This window comes from Bacillus stercoris, assembly GCF_029772985.1.
In the GTDB taxonomy this organism is placed as follows: Bacteria; Bacillota; Bacilli; order Bacillales; family Bacillaceae; genus Bacillus; species Bacillus stercoris.
This window is the reverse complement of the sequence record NZ_CP121861.1, coordinates 3,181,471-3,196,930: the sequence shown is the minus strand read 5'-3', so window position 1 is coordinate 3,196,930 and position 15,460 is coordinate 3,181,471. Positions and strand designations below refer to the sequence as shown.

Below are 15,460 nucleotides of genomic sequence, written 5' to 3'. Positions count from 1 at the left end.
ACCTCTTTCATATGATTAACGGCCAGGAGGCTGGAGCGGGACCAATGAACCTGTAGAAGGCCCCTGTAATTCAACTGGCTGCCCCGCGGAGGCTACCTCAGGTGCGGCCTCTACGTAACTTCCTGTATTATACAAATTTGACAGAGACTTGATTGATCCGGCGCTCCCGATTTGCAGAATGGAGGAGTTGCTGATTGATTCCAGCCGGAGATAGTTGATTTGAATGGTTTGATTAATATAGAAGTTCATGAGCCTCACTCCTTTTACGCATTGGCCACGATCGGCTGATCAACCGCATCATTGTCATACACATTCGTCGCGTTTTGATAATTCATCACCTTGAGGCTGTCGCCAGTATTAAAGCTGCCAGCACCGGCAAACGTTCTGACCTGAGCCTGAGGAGAAATCGTAATGCAGTCCCCGATGTGAACGACTCCGCTCGTACCAATCGCATTAATTTTAAACGCTCCGACAATGGCTGGCATACGAGCACATCCTTTGTTGAAAAATTTAAAAAAGACAAGTAAAGTGAAAATACAATTCTGATTTCACTTGGGCTATTCACGATAGCTTATGACAAACGCACATATGTGTGAGAGAAATTTAAAGGGGACATATCGGCTCTTGGTGAAAGCGTTTTATTTTTTCGGGCCGTTATGTTTTGTGTATAAGTTGAGCGGACATGCGGCTAAGGATGCCGCGATCCGCCTATGGTTATTTTGGTTTGTTTCTTTGGTGTTTTTGCGTGTAGAAATGCTTTTTGGAGTATGTCGTGCTGCGGTATACGATTGTTGGGCGGGCACATTCTCGCCCTGAGGTATATCCCAGAAGTGCTGAGCAAAAAGCGGAGTCACATGTGGTGTATTCGAATCGTTATCGAAAATGGTTTACATACGGGAGTTTTCAAGATATCCCGAAAACATCATTTCTTCTTTTATCCGGGTATTCAGCAGGATATCCAGCTCTTGGCTGCATTGAATCGTTTCCTTTGAATTCATGCCGTATTTTTGTGCTGTTTCAATTAGTGTGATTCTCATTTCTTCAATTTTACAGTTCATTACGCTATCTCCAATTCTAGATTTTATTTTGATATAAATACAGGATATCGTTAGTATAACCTATTTTGGCTGAAAAGGTTGCCTTTCGTCAATTTGACTAAAAAAGCGACATTTTTTGCTGCGGCTTTTTTGAAGGAGAAAGGACTATAGTCTTGCTAAGTGTGCTTGTAAAAAGTCCTGCCGTTCCTCAATTTCTCTAAGTATGTTTGTCTGCTCCTTTTCGATCTGAAAGGGGATTTTTTTTAGAAAAGGATCATCATCAGCTCTTTGACAAATGTCAAGATGCCATTCGCTGATGAAAGGAGACAATCGTTCAATAGTAAACGACCGGTTCAGCACGTTTTTCATTAATGTGTGATATTGCGAACGGAAGGCGGGAATGGAAAGAAGCCTTGACGAAAGCGTCTCTCCTTTTGCCAGAAGCGGGTCCTCATCATACCTTCCTTGAAAGGCAAGTGATCTTGTCTCTATCGGAGAAACGTAAATCCGGCTGGATTCATTTAAACAAAATGTGTAATAAAAGCCTTGATTGGTGCAGGCATTGCCAATCAGCCACAAAAAAAACAGCTTGACATCCAGATACAATTTAATGCGTTCGGCCAATTCGTCATCTCCAGCTGTGCGGATCAGTATAAAAAATTCATGCAAGAATGCGGAAGAATCATCGTTAAAAACCGACACTGGAACCCTTGGATCGGAGGTCTTCACTCCGTAACTCGTTCTACCGGCTGGCTGATGGTTCTTGATGTTCAAATAAATGCCTTCAGGCTGGCCATTGATGGTCAGGAAGCTGTACGAGGCAGCGGGAGCAGGGACGCCGATCTGGTCAAAAAAACAATAGGCGAGTCTGCGCCGCATCAGGGACGGATCATCCTGTTCCGCGTTCAAAAAAAGTGTCCTTTCACCAAGCAGAGACCTTTCCCAGCTGATTTCATAGGATGCCTTTTCCGCTCTGTCACGCTGTGTGAGAAGAATGGGAGAAACAGACCGGTCTGTTACGAAAAGCCCCTTGGCAGTACCTTTCCTTTTCAGCTGCTCCCGGTGAAAAAATAAATGTACGCTTTCCATATTCTTTCCTCCTTCTCAAAACGACATTTGTATGATATGAACAGCAAGCCCGTCCTGAAACGAAATGAAAACGAATATGAGAAAAAGGGATTTCAGCATTCGACAGAGAATACATGAAGGAGCATTCTGATTTAAAAGATGATGGAGGAATAACATGAAATTTGCGACAGGGGAACTTTACAACCGAATGTTTGTCGGCCTGATCATTGATGATGAGAAAATTATGGATTTGCAAAAGGCTGAAAAAAAACTGTTTGAACTTGAGACGATTCCGGGATCGCTGATTGAATGTATCGCAGAAGGGGATAAATTCGTTGCGCATGCAAGGCAGCTGGCCGAGTGGGCGAAGAAACCGAATGATGAGCTTGGATCATTTATGTATACATTATCTGAGGTGAAGCTCCATGCACCCATTCCGAAGCCATCAAAAAATATCATCTGCATCGGCAAAAACTACCGGGATCACGCGATTGAAATGGGAAGTGAGGCTGATATTCCGGAGCATCCGATGGTATTTACTAAATCGCCGGTAACGGTTACGGGGCATGGTGATATCGTCAAGGGACATGAAGAGGTCACCTCCCAGCTTGATTATGAAGGAGAACTTGCTGTCGTGATCGGAAAAAGCGGGACCCGCATTTCAAAAGAAGACGCATATGACCATGTTTTCGGATATACGATTGTGAATGATATCACGGCGCGTGATCTGCAAAAAAGGCATAAGCAGTTTTTTATCGGAAAAAGCCTGGATACGACATGTCCGATGGGACCCGTGCTTGTACATAAATCATCGATTCAGGAGCCGGAGCGCCTCAAGGTTGAAACAAGAGTCAACGGTGAGCTGCGCCAATCCGGTTCAGCAAGCGATATGATCTTTTCCATTCCGGAATTAATTGAAACCCTCTCAAAGGGGATGACGCTTGAAGCGGGAGACATCATTGCCACCGGTACCCCGTCTGGTGTCGGCAAGGGGTTTACGCCCCCAAAATTTTTGCGGTCAGGTGACAAAATTGATATTACAATCGACCCGATCGGAAAGCTGTCAAACCAAATCGGCTGAATAAAACTGGAGGGCGGACCTGAACCCGCCCATTTTTTCTGACAATCTTCTTTGTGGCAGAGGACATGTTCATGGTACTATAAGTGGGGTAATTTATCTGATAGGGGGAACATATATGACACACCTACATATTACAACATGGGTAGTGGCGCTGATTCTGCTTTTCGTCAGCTACTCGCTCTATTCTTCAGGAAGTGCGAAGGGCGCAAAAATCACTCATATGATTCTGCGGTTATTCTATATCCTTATTATTCTGACAGGAGCTGAGCTGTTTGTCCGTTTTGCCAACTGGAACGGGGAATATGCCGGCAAAATGATTCTGGGCATTATCACCATCGGACTGATGGAAATGCTCCTCATCCGCAAGAAAAAAGAAAAATCAACAGGAGGCCTGTGGATCGGCTTTGTCATTGTTCTTGTGCTGACAGTGCTGCTTGGTCTGCATTTGCCAATCGGTTTTCAATTATTTTAATCGAAAATCCCGTGAACCCGGCTCTTTGATAGAGTTGGGTTTTTTTATAATTATCCCCTTATATACCAAATCATTTAAAATAACCTTAAAATTCCCTGTAAGCGGTATCTCGTCCTATGAAATTATGATACCTTCAAGGAGATTCATTATTTTGCAGGAGGGATATCATGAAACGTAGAAAATTCAGCTCGTTTGTGGCGGCAGTGCTTATTTTTGCACTGATTTTCAGCCTGTTTTCTCCGGGAACCAAAGCCGCAGCGGCCGGAGCGATTGATCAGGCGGCTGCTCTGGAAAACGGCAAAGAGCAGACAGGCGCCATGAAGGAGCCGGAACAGGTGAAATGGTACAAAGTGACTCCGGGAAAGACGGATATTCAGAAAAACTCTCATATGGCACTGACCGTAAAGAGTGATTCAGTACTGAATGTATCTGTATATCCAAGTAAGGAAAAAGCGCTTAAAGATGAAACGTTTGAGATGTACCGATCTTTCACAGCGGAGGATGGAAAAAGCGAAATCATTTTTCCATACGCGTGGAGCGGCCCTTACTATGTAAAAGTTGAATACCTCGGAGAAGAAGAACCGGAGGACGGCGGAACAGCAAAAGCAGCTGCAGAAGCCAAGTATACGATTGGGTATAAAGGCACCAAAAAACAGCCATCAGATTTAGAAGAGGAAGAAGCTTGTCCGGTTGAAATGAGTGTCGATCAGAAGAAATCTGGAAAAGGCATTCTGGATAAGCTGAGAGCGATTCGGGATGAGCAGCTGAGCCAAACAGCAGAAGGCAAAGAACTGACAAGCCTTTATTACAAAGCAGCACCGTTTATCGTTGCAAAGCTCGCACTCAATAAAACAGCAAGAAATGAAATCTATCAGGATCTTGTGACATTAAAGCCGTTATTTGACGATGTGTCAGAAAACGGAACGTCATCTTCATATAAGGTCACTGAAAAGGATCAAAAAGCGATCAATCGGCTATATGACAAAGCTTTACAGTCGGTACCATCTTTCCTTAAAGAGGAAATAAAGAAACAGGCGGATCGATTAAATATTAAGCAGCTGCAAGGCAAAACAGCAGGAACAATTTTAACTGAAAACAATATTGCAGCAAAAAGTGAAGTTCAGACAACAAAGGTTATTTTCAAGGTGAAGGATAATAAAAGCCTCTCATCCGTACATAACGAAATGAAGGGCTTTTCTGCAAGCGCACAATCGAAAAAAGACATTTCTAATGTGAAAAAGGCAAAGAAACTGTTTGACAATCTATATTCATTTGAACTGCCAAAAGATGAGAAACAGAACGGCACATATACGGCAAGCGCCAAACGGGTCAAAAGCGCTGCCACGACATTATCCAAGATGTCTAACGTAGAATTTGCGGAGCCTGTTCAGGAATACAAGAGCCTGGCAAACGATATTCAATATCCTTACCAATGGCCGCTTAAAAACACTGGTGAAAACGGCGGTGTCAAAAACGCGGATGTAAAATACGAGCCTGCCAGCACATTGCTGTCCAAGCGCAAGCTTAACGATACACTCATTGCAGTAGTAGACACAGGCGTTGACAGCACGCTTGCCGATTTAAAAGGAAAAGTAAGAACCGATCTCGGACGCAATTTTGTCGGACGGAATAACAATGCAATGGATGATCAGGGGCATGGAACGCATGTCGCCGGAATTATCGCCGCCCAAAGCGATAACGGCTACTCAATGACTGGATTGAACGCCAAAGCGAAAATTATCCCTGTCAAAGTGCTTGATTCCACGGGCTCCGGAGATACTGAACAAATCGCACTCGGCATCAAATATGCTGCTGACAAAGGAGCAAAGGTAATTAATTTAAGTTTAGGCGGAGGCTACAGCCGCGTGCTTGAATTTGCTTTGAAATACGCAGCTGACAAAAATGTCTTGATTGCCGCAGCCAGCGGGAATGACGGAGCCAATTCTTTATCTTATCCTGCATCTTCTAAATATGTGATGTCAGTCGGCGCCACAAACCGCATGGATATGACCGCGGATTTTTCTAACTATGGAAAAGGCCTGGACATCTCTGCTCCAGGGTCTGATATCCCGAGCTTAGTGCCGAACGGAAATGTCACATATATGAGCGGAACATCCATGGCGACGCCATATGCTGCCGCTGCTGCGGGACTGCTGTTTGCTCAAAATCCTAAGCTGAAAAGAACAGAAGTAGAGGATATGTTGAAAAAGACTGCAGATGATATTTCCTTTGAAAGTGTCGATGGCGAAGAAGAAGAGTTATATGACGATTATGGCGATCCGATTGAAATTCCAAAGACACCTGGAGTAGACTGGCACTCAGGCTACGGGCGCCTGAATGTCATGAAGGCTGTCAGCGCAGCTGATTTACAGCTCAAGGTCAACAAGCTGGAAAGCACTCAAACAGCTGTCAGAGGAAACGCAAAGGAAGGCACGCTGATCGAGGTGATGAACGGCAAAAAGAAACTCGGCAGCGCCAAAGCCGGAAAAGACAATGCGTTCAAGGTTAATATCGCGACTCAAAAACAGGATCAAGTACTGTATGTGAAAGCAACAAAAGGCGATGCGAAAACATCGTATAAAGTTGTTGTCGTCAAAGGAAAACCTTCTGGCACACCGAAAGTAAACGCGGTCAAATCGAAGGATACGGCAGTAAAAGGGAAGGCGAACAGCAAAGCGATGATCAGAGTGAAAAACAAATCAAAGAAAGTCATTGCTTCTGCCAAGGCTGACGCAAAAGGAGCGTTTTCGGTGAAAATCAAAAAACAAAAAGCCGGAACGGTGCTGTATGTCACGGCTGCGGATACAGATAAAAAAGAAAGCAAGGAAGCAAAAGTTGTCGTAGAAAAGTAACCAAAAAGCGGTGCTCGATGCACCGCTTTTTTTATTTGCGTCCCCGTTGGACTGCTGAATACATGATGGATCGCTTTCCGTTTGAAGCCGTCCATTCAAACCGGTCTCCTGTCCCTTCGCTGCTGTAGTGATGCTGCATCGCGCATTGGGCGGTATCATTTGAAAAGTGATAAAAGGACACACCCTGCTCCTCCGAAGTATTTGAAAAGACTCCTTTATTATAAGAAAAGACGCAATCGAATACCGATAAGCCGAAGCTGTGCAAGTGCTGCAGAAATGCGAGAAAGGTTTCGTCGTCAAGCGAATCCAAAAGAGCCATAAGCGGCCGCTTGACTGATTTCTCATAGCGGATGCGTTCTCCACCGGCAAGGGAGATGTTTTCTTCACCGCATGCCAGAACCAATTGATCCTGAAAGCCGGCTTGCTCCCACTTTCCTTTATGATGAACCCAGATTGGGCTATGTTGGAGACTGTCTGCCAAAAGTATATCACCTTCCCCGTTTTCGATTAAACAGATGCCGTCTTCGATGAGGATGGTGCCGTATTCCCATTTTCGTTCCTCTGTATATATCAATTGTTTCCGTTTCATGCATGCTGTCTCCTTTTTCTTCATTCCTCTCTTTTCTTTCCAATTCAAGCCTGTCCCATACAACTCTTTTATGGACAAATCAACTATCTGCCTATAGATGCATAAACTTACTAAGGTGCTGAAAGAAACGAAATTGTTACGATAGAAACGGGATTGGAGCTGATATCACATGTGTGGAATTACGGGTTGGGTCGATTTTAAAAAGCAGCTCGTCCAGGAAAAACAAACGATGAACAGAATGACAGACACTCTTTCCAAACGAGGGCCTGATGATTCTAACGTTTGGGGAGAGCACCATGTTTTATTCGGACATAAAAGACTTGCTGTTGTTGATATTGAAGGCGGACGCCAGCCGATGGCGTGCACCTATAAAGGCGATACGTACACCATTATTTACAATGGCGAGCTGTATAACACGGAAGATTTGCGCAAAGAATTGCGGGCTCGGGGCCATCAATTCGAGCGTACGTCAGATACCGAGGTGCTTCTTCACAGCTACATTGAATGGCAGGAAGACTGTGTGGACCATCTCAATGGCATATTCGCTTTTGCTGTGTGGGATGAAAAGCGCAATCTGCTGTTTGCCGCAAGAGACCGTCTCGGCGTAAAGCCGTTTTTTTACACGAAGGAAGGCTCTTCATTTCTCTTCGGGTCAGAAATCAAAGCGATCCTCGCACACCCTGATATAAAAGCGCGAGTGGACAGAACGGGACTTTCTGAAATTTTCGGGCTTGGACCGTCCAGAACCCCGGGCACTGGCGTATTTAAAGGCATAAAAGAAATCCGTCCAGCTCACGCGCTGACGTTTTCCAAAGACGGGCTTAAAATTTGGCGTTATTGGAATGTTGAAAGCGAAAGACATACGGACAGTTTTGATGACACGGTTGCCAATGTCAGATCATTGTTTCAAGACGCGGTGACACGGCAGCTTGTGTCGGATGTGCCGGTTTGTACATTCCTATCAGGCGGTCTGGACTCAAGCGCGATTACAGCGATTGCGGCGGGCCATTTTGAAAAGGAAGGAAAAGCACCGCTTCATACTTATTCAATTGATTACGAAGAGAACGATAAATTTTTTCAAGCAAGCGCTTTTCAGCCGAATGATGACGGGCCATGGATTGAAAAAATGACAGAGGCTTTCGGCACAACGCACCACAAATGTGTCATCAGCCAAAAGGATCTCGTTGATCACTTGGAGGAAGCTGTACTGGTCAAAGACTTGCCGGGAATGGCGGATGTCGACTCATCCCTGCTGTGGTTTTGCCGGGAAATCAAAAAGGACTTTGTCGTCAGCCTGTCGGGAGAGTGCGCGGATGAGATTTTCGGCGGGTATCCGTGGTTTCATATGGCTGACGTCGAGTCAGGCTTTCCATGGATGAGGTCGACAGAGGAGCGGATCAAGCTGCTTTCTGACTCATGGCAGAAAAAATTGAATCTGAAAGAATACGTAAATGCCAAATACGAAGAAACCTTGGCGGAAACGCCATTATTAGATGGAGAAACGGGTGTGGATAAAGCAAGAAGACAGCTGTTCTATTTAAATATGCTTTGGTTTATGACGAACCTTTTGGATCGGAAGGATCGCATGAGCATGGGTGCGAGCCTGGAAGTGCGGGTGCCGTTCGCCGATCACCGGCTTGTGGAATATGTTTGGAATATTCCGTGGGAAATGAAAATGCATGACAACCGGGAAAAAGGCATTTTGCGCAAAGCGCTCGAGGGCATTTTGCCTGATGACATTCTGTATCGCAAAAAAAGCCCGTATCCGAAAACGCACCACCCGGAATATACAAAAGGCGTCAGCGAATGGCTGAAAACGATCAGAAGCCAAAAGGATTCTGTACTCCATACCTTGCTGGACAGAAAACAATTAGATCAGCTTTTAGAAACGGAAGGTTCCTCCTTCAAGGTTCCGTGGTTCGGACAGCTTATGAAAGGGCCTCAGCTGATCGCCCATCTAGCCCAAATTCATACATGGTTTGAAGCGTATCGCATTGATATTGACGAGAGGTAGGTTCAATGCAGATGTGATTAAAAGCCAGAGATGTATAGATTTAAATAAGAAGGATAGATGAGCAGGGAAATATATGCTCTATCTATCCTTTTTTGTACAACAGCACTATCGAATTGCCCCCGCATTCCTTCAATAAGAATGAATAGGTTTTAATGTTCTGCCGATAAAACTAGCTGATACCGGGCTTAACTTTAATTCCCTAGCCCATACAGAAAGTTGACCAATATGGTGAATTTCGTGAGCGATGATATGGTGTAATATTTCATCTCGCGTATATAAAACACCTGTCTCCCAAGGAACGCTTACAAGTTCATCTTTTATTTGATCTGAATGTGTTTGTAAAACATCAATTATTTCAGTTCGGAATGTATTTGAGATAGATTTCACTTTATTGAGTGTTTGATAATCAGCGAACTGAACAGCGATATCTTCTTTTCCTTGGATAGCACGAATCCAACTATATTCCACATCAATAATATGAAAAAGGGTATATAAAATATTCTCTACTCCGCCAAGACGGTTTTTAAGTAATTCTTCAGTGGTTAGTTGATGACACCAAGTAAACCATTGATCTCTAACCTGCCAGTTATATTCAAAAAATTTTATCACTGAACTCACTCCAATACTATCATGTAACATAACAATTAGCCCTTTTTTCCGTGATTCCTCTATTATTGAAGTGATGATTGAGAAATGTTTACATTCTACCTGTTGTATGGCATTAAAAATAATAATGCATATCTCGTCGATGATGCTGTGCGTCTTGTTACTTTTACAAAGTAAGAATCGGCATTTTCTTCATATACAATTAGGAAAAAACATACTAGACTTGAAGAAGCAGTGATACATAGGAGTGAGAAAAATGAAAGAGATAAAAGAAGCTTACCAGCAATGCGGACAGATTGTTGGCGAATACGCGCCAGCCTGTTTCAAAGCATTATCATATCTCCCGCTAAAGCAAAGACAAGCCTCTTGGGCAGTATTGTCGTTTTGCCACACGGCGGCCAGTGCAGACGAAAAGGTATTGCCCGCATTTGAAGCTAAAGCTGATCATGTTTACCAAAGGACAAATAACGGTAATCAACATCTATGGAAGGCTTTTGATCATGCGTATCGGACCTTTACATTGGAAAGCGAACCATTTCGGGAGTTTATTGCCGTACAAAAAGAAGACGCCAAGCCGTATGATGACCTTGATGAACTGCTCATGTACGCATATCGGACGGGCGGTGCTGCCGGATTGATGCTGCTGCCGATACTGACACGTCGAAAACAAGGTCAGCTCAAACAAGCAGCCGTCTCTCTCGGCTTGGCCATACAGCTGGTTCGCTTCTTAAGTGATCTTGGCACAGATCAGCAAAAAAACCGCATTCCCCGTCAGGTAATGCAGCAATTCGGCTATACAGAGGCTGATCTCCAAAAAGGCACCGTAAATAAAGCGTTCACAATGACGTGGGAGTATATCGCTTTTGAAGCAGAAGCCTACCTTGAAGAGTGTCAGGATGCCTTGCCGTTATTTCCGCAGTATTCACAAAAAACGGTGAAAGCCGCTCTTCATTTGTACCGGGCTGTTTTAGAAAAAATCCGGGCGGAGCAGTATGATGTATTTCAACATCAATACGCCCTCACAGAGAATGAAGTGAAGCGGATTCTGTCTGACATATAAAAAAACACCCGGCCTTATTGAGCCGGGTGTTACGCCATACCTTTTTGAATCCAGATGCGGGAGCGCCATCTTCTGTACATTAAGATTCCCCGAACCCATTCATCCGCGATAAAAGAAATCCAAATGCCGGCAAGACCGAAACCGAGATGGATGCCGAATAGATAAGCAAGCGGGAGACCGATGCCCCACATTGAAATCATTGCCATGTAAACCGGGAATTTCGCATCCCCCGCGGCACGCAGGGAGTTAATGATAATGACATTAAACGAGCGGCCCGGTTCAAGGATAATCGTCATGGCAATCAAAAGGCTTGCAGTCGCAATAATGTCCGGGCTTTGTGTAAAGATGCCGATCAGGTCTTTTGAAAAGATCGTCATTAAAACTGAGGTAGCCGCAGCAATTCCGAGTGCCCAATATAAGCTCTTCATGCAGCGCTCATAAGCGGCATCAAATTGTTTGCCGCCGATATAACGGCCGATTAAAATTTGCGTACCTTGGCTGATCGCAGTGCCGAACAGCAAAATAAACATCGTAATATTTTGCGTATACACTTTTGTTGTCAACGCCTGCGCGCCCATGATCGCGATAAAATACGTGACAATCATTTGCGACAGGTTGTATGACAGCTGCTCTCCCGCAGAAGGGATGCCGATTTTCAGCAGCTTGCGCAAATGCTCTTTATGCATATGAAATACTTTTTTCAGCGTCATCTTTAGCTGAATGCGTTTGTTGACTATCACAATCATCGCGATTAATCCGATGACGCGGGCGATAGATGTAGACAGCGCCACACCGGCAACGCCGAGAACAGGAAAGCCGAACAAACCGAAAATCACCACAAAGTTTCCGGCAATGTTTAAAATGTTCATGCCGATAGTGACAAACATTGTATCTTTTGTATAGCCGTAGCTTTTTAAGACCGCGCTGAATGTCATGATTAAAGCCTGAATAAAGGACAGACCTCCGACAACTTGTAAAAAGACTTTCGCATCAGGCATCAGCTCGTTTGATAATCCCATCATATGAAGCAGAGGAACCGCCGCGAAAAAAATGATGGCACTGATCGCAAGGCTGATGAAGAAGTTGGCGCCGATTGACACATAAGCGACTTCCATGGCTTCTTTCTTTTGCCGCGAGCCTAAAAATTGTGAAATCACAACGGTCGTTCCTGTGGCGATAAAGCTGAACATCACGATAATTAAATTCAAAATCTGGTTGCTGACGCCGACTGCTGCCACGCTGTTATCCGAGTATTGGCTGAGCATCAGTGTATCGGCATTACCCATAAACATATATAATGAGACCTCAATAAAGATCGGCCAAGTAAGCGAAAATAATGAGAACGTTTTGTCAGCGGGTTTTTTCAAAGCAGTTGATTTGAAGACAGCTTGTTTCATCGTGTCTAACCCCTTTCGTAAATAAAATCAACGTTTTAAAGTGTACCTCCATTTCCTTATAATAAAAAGGGAGAGAAACGATACTTCTTGTAAAAATCCGACTTAAAAAGGAGGATGATTCAAATGCCTCGCATCCTGTTTACAGTCCCGCCTTTTCCGGTATTTATCGCGGCCGGAGAAGGGGTTTTTAAAAAGGGAGAAACCCATGTGAAACGTGTATTCTCCGTGTTTGATCTGATATATGTCAAAGACGGAACGTTATATATTACGGAAAATGAGAAATCATTCTCCATTAAAGGCGGCGAGTACATTCTGCTTTCTCCCGGTCTCGAACACTATGGAACGAAGGGCAGTGATGAAGCAACCTCCTACTATTGGCTTCACTTCGATGAACATCGTTATGAATTTACAGCTAAGGGAGGCAGCAATTGGTCTGAGCTTCAGCAGGAAAAAGGGAGCTTCGAAGAGCCGGCCCGCTACGGATTGGCTTTGCCGAGAAAAGGCAAGGTGCAGCGCCCGCAGTTTATGGCCCAGCAGTTTGAAAGACTGATTGATTACTCCGCGGAAAACTCCGATTTGCCGCTCAGAAAGCAAATCTTATTTGAGGAGCTGATGCTGCATCTGCAAAAAGAAGCGTTCCAAATACCGTCTGCGAAAGAGCGGGTAGCCTGGGAGGCGGCCCGGTACTTACAGGAGCATTATAAGGAAAAGACGACAATCAAGGACCTGTCACTCGCCCTTCACTATCATCAGGATTATGTGAGCCGCTGCATGCAGCAGGTGCTCGGCGTAACGCCGGCACAATACACGAACCGGGTGAGAATGACAGAAGCGAAGCGTCTTTTATCCTCTACAAATGATAAAATGGGAGTTATTGCAGAAACGGTTGGAATGGAAGATCCGACATACTTTTCGAAACTCTTTAAGCAGATAGAAGGGATTTCACCAATTGAATACCGGAAAATTGTCAGCCGGAAAGTTCAATAACCAAACGAGGGATGAACATGAAAACAACAATCTACGATGTGGCAAGGGCGGCGGGTGTCTCGATTACAACCGTGTCGCGTGTGATTAACAATACGGGGAGAATCAGCGACAAAACGCGGCAGAAGGTCATGAATGTCATGAATGAAATGGCATACACGCCCAATGTCCACGCCGCGGCGTTAACGGGAAAACGAACGAATATGATCGCTCTCGTAGCGCCTGATATTTCAAATCCGTTTTACGGCGAGCTTGCCAAAAGCATTGAGGAAAGAGCGGATGAGCTTGGTTTTCAAATGATGATTTGCAGCACCGATTACGATCCGAAAAAAGAAACGAAATATTTTTCTGTACTGAAGCAGAAAAAGGTGGACGGCATTATTTTTGCGACAGGGATTGAAAACCATGACAGTATGTCTGCTCTGGAGGAAATCGCCAATGAACAGATTCCGCTTGCCATGATTTCTCAGGATAAACCGCTGCTTCCGATGGATATTGTCGTCATGGATGATGTTCGCGGCGGGTACGAGGCTGCCAAGCATCTTCTGTCACTCGGCCACACGAACATCGCCTGTATTATCGGAGACGGGTCAACAACAGGTGAAAAAAATAGAATCAAAGGCTTCCGCCAGGCGATGGAGGAAGCGGGCGTGCCCATTGATGAGTCACTGATCATCCAGACGCGATTTTCCTTGGAAAGCGGCAAGGAAGAAGCGGGTAAATTGCTCGACAGAAACGCTCCGACGGCTATTTTTGCCTTCAATGACGTATTGGCCTGCGCCGCCATACAAGCTGCAAGAATAAGAGGCATAAAAGTGCCGGACGACCTTTCTATCATTGGTTTTGATAACACGATACTCGCAGAAATGGCGGCTCCGCCCCTGACGACCGTAGCCCAGCCGATAAAAGATATGGGGCGAAGCGTCATTGAACTGCTGGCAGAAGCAATAGAGGGAAAACGGAAGACGAAACATAAAATAGTGCTCCCGCCTGAACTTGTTATCAGACATTCTACATCACCGCCTAACACATAAGCCCGCTAATGAGCGGGTTTTTTCATTAGGAAAGTTGAAGCCAAAAAACATATTGCGTGTAAACCAAAGGCAGTGTAAAATGAAACCATCTTTTGAGAAAGCGCTTGCGCAAAAATGAAAGCGGAGTTGCCGCTGTTTTTTTAGATGTTGAGAGAAAGCGCTTTCTCCAAGCGATCCTGAAATGAGACAAAGGAGAGGATGGGGCGTGGAACATCAAGTAAGATGCGCAGTATTGGGATTAGGAAGGCTCGGTTATTATCATGCGAAAAATCTCATCACCAGTGTACCAGGGGCAAAGCTGGTCTGTGTCAGTGATCCGTTGAAAGGGAGAGCGGAGCAGGTTGCCAGAGAATTCGGTATCGAAAAATGGTCAGAGGACCCATATGAGGTGTTAGAAGATCCCGGTATTGATGCTGTCATTATCGTAACACCGACAAGCACACATGGTGATATGATCATCAAAGCAGCCGAGAACGGCAAACAGATCTTCGTTGAAAAACCGCTGACATTAAGCCTTGAGGAATCTAGAGCAGTTTCTGAAAAAGTGCAGGAGACAGGTGTCATTTGCCAAGTCGGCTTTATGAGACGATTCGATCCCGCATACGCAGATGCCAAGCGGCGGATTGACGCAGGTGAAATCGGCAAACCTATCTATTATAAAGGCTTTACGCGCGATCAAGGCGCGCCACCCGCAGAGTTTATCAAACACAGCGGTGGAATTTTTATCGACTGTTCCATCCATGACTATGATATTGCCCGTTATTTGCTAGGGGCGGAAATCACTTCTGTTTCAGGACACGGCAGGATTCTGAACAATCCGTTTATGGAGCAGTACGGCGATGTGGATCAGGCGCTGACGTATATTGAATTTGACTCCGGCGCAGCGGGGGATGTCGAGGCAAGCAGAACCTCTCCATACGGACATGACATCCGGGCGGAGGTGATCGGGACAGAGGGCAGTATTTTCATAGGAACATTGAGAAATCAACATGTGACCATCCTTTCGGCTAAAGGGAGCAGTTTTGATATCATTCCAGACTTTCAAACTCGTTTTCATGAAGCCTACTGCTTGGAGCTTCAGCATTTTGCCGAGTGTGTCCGGGATCGAAAAACACCGATTGTGACTGATATTGATGCGACGATCAATTTAGAAGTGGGTATCGCCGCAACCAATTCCTTTCGGAGCGGCATGCCGGTCCAGCTAGATGTGAAGCGTGCTTATACAGGTATGTAAAAGCTAGTATGTTGCATTGAGGCTTTCCGCAA

14 protein-coding genes and 1 pseudogene are annotated in these 15,460 nt (G+C 45.0%); 8 read left to right on the top strand and 7 right to left on the bottom strand.

Features of this window, described 5'->3' with window-relative positions:
- Positions 1 to 15 precede the first annotated feature (15 nt).
- The 4 genes from QA442_RS16710 to QA442_RS16695 all read right to left on the bottom strand — a co-directional run bounded on the left by QA442_RS16710 (position 16) and on the right by QA442_RS16695 (position 2,126).
- A complete protein-coding gene (locus QA442_RS16710) occupies positions 16 to 249 on the bottom strand; it encodes a spore germination protein GerPB (protein ID WP_015483061.1) in 234 nt (77 codons plus the stop codon).
- Between the two features lie 14 nt (positions 250 to 263).
- Positions 264 to 485, bottom strand: a complete 222-nt coding sequence (locus tag QA442_RS16705; RefSeq protein WP_003233088.1) for a spore germination protein — start codon at positions 483 to 485, stop codon at positions 264 to 266.
- Between the two features lie 402 nt (positions 486 to 887).
- Positions 888 to 1,058 carry an aspartyl-phosphate phosphatase Spo0E family protein gene (locus tag QA442_RS16700; protein WP_014663466.1) on the bottom strand — a complete coding sequence of 57 codons (171 nt, stop codon included), beginning with the start codon at positions 1,056 to 1,058 and terminating at the stop codon, positions 888 to 890.
- A gap of 144 nt (positions 1,059 to 1,202) precedes the next feature.
- Entirely contained in the window at positions 1,203 to 2,126 is a 924-nt protein-coding gene (locus QA442_RS16695; protein WP_095432666.1) for a CotH kinase family protein, read from the bottom strand.
- Between the two features lie 154 nt (positions 2,127 to 2,280).
- On the opposite strand from QA442_RS16695, the gene QA442_RS16690 reads away from it, so the two are divergent.
- The 3 genes from QA442_RS16690 to wprA all read left to right on the top strand — a co-directional run bounded on the left by QA442_RS16690 (position 2,281) and on the right by wprA (position 6,510).
- The gene (locus QA442_RS16690) at positions 2,281 to 3,186 is read left to right on the top strand and encodes a fumarylacetoacetate hydrolase family protein (RefSeq protein WP_095432665.1); all 906 of its coding nucleotides are present in this window, start codon (positions 2,281 to 2,283) and stop codon (positions 3,184 to 3,186) included.
- A gap of 115 nt (positions 3,187 to 3,301) precedes the next feature.
- Positions 3,302 to 3,658 carry a YisL family protein gene (locus QA442_RS16685; RefSeq protein WP_014663470.1) on the top strand — a complete coding sequence of 119 codons (357 nt, stop codon included), beginning with the start codon at positions 3,302 to 3,304 and terminating at the stop codon, positions 3,656 to 3,658.
- A 167-nt stretch (positions 3,659 to 3,825) separates the two neighbouring features.
- Positions 3,826 to 6,510, top strand: coding sequence for a cell wall-associated protease WprA (wprA, locus tag QA442_RS16680; RefSeq protein ID WP_095432664.1), 2,685 nt, complete (start codon positions 3,826 to 3,828; stop codon positions 6,508 to 6,510).
- A 31-nt stretch (positions 6,511 to 6,541) separates the two neighbouring features.
- Here wprA and QA442_RS16675 read toward each other — a convergent pair whose 3' ends face one another.
- Complete coding sequence (locus tag QA442_RS16675) at positions 6,542 to 7,123, bottom strand: DUF2777 domain-containing protein (RefSeq protein ID WP_080478319.1); 582 nt, start codon at positions 7,121 to 7,123, stop codon at positions 6,542 to 6,544.
- A 145-nt stretch (positions 7,124 to 7,268) separates the two neighbouring features.
- Between QA442_RS16675 and asnB the strand changes: the two genes are divergently transcribed.
- On the top strand, positions 7,269 to 9,113 hold the full coding sequence (asnB, locus tag QA442_RS16670; protein ID WP_095432663.1) for an asparagine synthase (glutamine-hydrolyzing): 1,845 nt from the start codon (positions 7,269 to 7,271) through the stop codon (positions 9,111 to 9,113).
- 129 nt (positions 9,114 to 9,242) lie between these two features.
- On the opposite strand, the gene QA442_RS16665 is transcribed toward asnB, so the two are convergent.
- Positions 9,243 to 9,722, bottom strand: coding sequence for a DinB family protein (locus QA442_RS16665; RefSeq protein ID WP_095432662.1), 480 nt, complete (start codon positions 9,720 to 9,722; stop codon positions 9,243 to 9,245).
- A 231-nt stretch (positions 9,723 to 9,953) separates the two neighbouring features.
- On the opposite strand from QA442_RS16665, the pseudogene farP reads away from it, so the two are divergent.
- A pseudogene (gene farP, locus QA442_RS16660) lies at positions 9,954 to 10,779 on the top strand (farnesyl diphosphate phosphatase).
- Positions 10,780 to 10,808: 29 nt separating this feature from the next.
- Here farP and QA442_RS16655 read toward each other — a convergent pair.
- Positions 10,809 to 12,176: an MATE family efflux transporter gene (locus QA442_RS16655; protein WP_095432660.1), complete on the bottom strand. Its 1,368-nt coding sequence runs from the start codon at positions 12,174 to 12,176 to the stop codon at positions 10,809 to 10,811.
- A 123-nt stretch (positions 12,177 to 12,299) separates the two neighbouring features.
- Between QA442_RS16655 and QA442_RS16650 the strand changes: the two genes are divergently transcribed.
- The 3 genes from QA442_RS16650 to iolX all read left to right on the top strand — a co-directional run bounded on the left by QA442_RS16650 (position 12,300) and on the right by iolX (position 15,428).
- Positions 12,300 to 13,163, top strand: a complete 864-nt coding sequence (locus QA442_RS16650; RefSeq protein WP_014663476.1) for an AraC family transcriptional regulator — start codon at positions 12,300 to 12,302, stop codon at positions 13,161 to 13,163.
- A gap of 17 nt (positions 13,164 to 13,180) precedes the next feature.
- On the top strand, positions 13,181 to 14,194 hold the full coding sequence (gene degA / locus QA442_RS16645) for a transcriptional regulator DegA (RefSeq protein WP_095432659.1): 1,014 nt from the start codon (positions 13,181 to 13,183) through the stop codon (positions 14,192 to 14,194).
- Between the two features lie 205 nt (positions 14,195 to 14,399).
- Positions 14,400 to 15,428 (top strand): scyllo-inositol 2-dehydrogenase, encoded by a 1,029-nt coding sequence (gene iolX, locus QA442_RS16640; protein WP_095432658.1) that lies wholly within the window; start codon positions 14,400 to 14,402, stop codon positions 15,426 to 15,428.
- Positions 15,429 to 15,460: the final 32 nt, after the last annotated feature.